This is a genomic window from Microbacterium sp. (assembly GCF_047972865.1).
In the GTDB taxonomy this organism is placed as follows: domain Bacteria; phylum Actinomycetota; class Actinomycetes; order Actinomycetales; family Microbacteriaceae; genus Microbacterium.
On sequence record NZ_JBKEAY010000145.1, the window covers coordinates 1 to 1,561 of the forward strand.

Here is a 1,561-nt window from a genome sequence, read left to right on the forward strand (position 1 = left end):
GAAGCGCCGCGCCAGCCACAAGAAGGCCGTGGTCGCGCTCGCCAGGAAGCGCGCCGTCATGATGCACGCGATCTGGGTGAATGGTGGTGTTGTCGAGGAGCGGGAGGCGTGAGGATGGTCACCACCTGAGGACATAATCCCTACTACGGTTGCCGCGTCGGCCAAAGCGGCAGGCAACGGGACGAGCCCGCGCGATCTACATGCGGCTCCAAGGGTACCGCGCACTTCACCTTCGGGACGCCCGAGCCTTGAACGCCGAGATGAAGCGCCGCGCGACGGACGACTTCGGAAAGAACCTCGCAGGCGGCCGACATGGACGACAAACTGACCGAGCGCGGGAGATCAATTAAAGAACCTACGTTCCGATGGCGCGCGCTCGCCATTGTCGCTCGGACCAATGGCGCGACAAGGCTCGCCGTCTACCTCGCCGCCGTCATCGACTGGTTCAGCCGCAGGGTGCTGGCCTGGCGGCTGTCGATCACGCTCTCGGCTGACTTCCGCGTCGAGGCGCTGGAGGAGGCGCTCGCCAGACACGGCAGGCCCGAGATCTTCAACAGCGACCAGGGCTCGCAATTCACGAGCGTCGGCTTCATCAAGGTGCTGAGGAACGCCGAGATCACCATCAGCATGGACGGAAAGGGGGCCTGGCGCGACAACGTCTTCGTCGAGCGCCTCTGGCGAACGGTGAAATACGAGGAAGTCTATCTGCGCGCCTACCCCACTGTCTCCGAAGCTCGAGCCTCGATCGGCCGCTATCTGAGCTTCTACAATCCTGTTTCATTGCGCCCATCTGTCTATGCAGTTGAAGAGAAAAGGTTTTGCTGATCTGGGTGCTGTCCCGTGGCGCGTTTGGTGCTCTGTCTGGCTCGGTGAGCGAGCTGCTGAGCCGCCGGATGTCCGAGTTCCAGACGACCGAAGATCCACGGCCCGTCAGGTAGCGGATGAATCCCTGGGATGTCGCCGGCCTCGGCGGCGATTCTGAGGGTCTTCGTTGTGACGCCGAGCAGGCGCGCGGCGTTGGTCAGGTTGAGCCAGGGTTCGATGCCGTCCGGAGCCGGGCGAAACACCGGGATCTTGTGATGCGACCTCAGCGCCGTGACCCGTTCGCGGGTCCATCGGTTTCCATGGCCGGTCAGCAGACCGTTTCGGTTGAGGGTTCCCGCGATCAGATCGTCGGAGGCGATAAGGACAAGCTGACGTACCGCTGCGATGATCTCTGGGGCCGTGCTGTTGCGTTGGCCCGGACGCCGCTTGGCCAGGCGCAGCTCGGTATGCACGCCGCCGATCCAGTGGATGAGAAGGACGATCTCGGAGGCGTCGTCGTCGATATTGGCGACCACCTCGAGGATGACGGTGCGCACGATGCGCTTCCTGAGCCGGGCATCGGTCGTCGGCGCCGCCCAGACCGTCCGAAGGTTCGTCTCGAGCGTGGCGGCGTCGATCGTCGCCAAAGGGGAAGGCTTGGGAGCGCCGGCATCATGCGCGGCAATCTTGGCCTCGATCTCGCTGATGCGTGCGAGAGCACGGTTCCACCGCGCCTCCAATTCCGCCGCCACAAGCC

General features: G+C 64.1%; 1 protein-coding gene and 1 pseudogene. One reads left to right on the forward strand and one right to left on the reverse strand.

What is annotated here, in order from left to right; translation table 11 throughout:
- Positions 1-417: 417 nt before the first annotated feature.
- Positions 418-825 (forward strand): annotated as a pseudogene (locus ACK5KK_RS09030) (DDE-type integrase/transposase/recombinase); the annotation flags it as partial.
- Here the strand turns inward: ACK5KK_RS09030 and ACK5KK_RS09035 are convergent.
- Positions 795-1,561, reverse strand: a 767-nt coding sequence (locus tag ACK5KK_RS09035; protein ID WP_416889756.1) for a hypothetical protein, incomplete at its 5' end; no start/stop codon positions are given. The pseudogene ACK5KK_RS09030 and the gene ACK5KK_RS09035 sit on opposite strands and share 31 nt — an antisense overlap.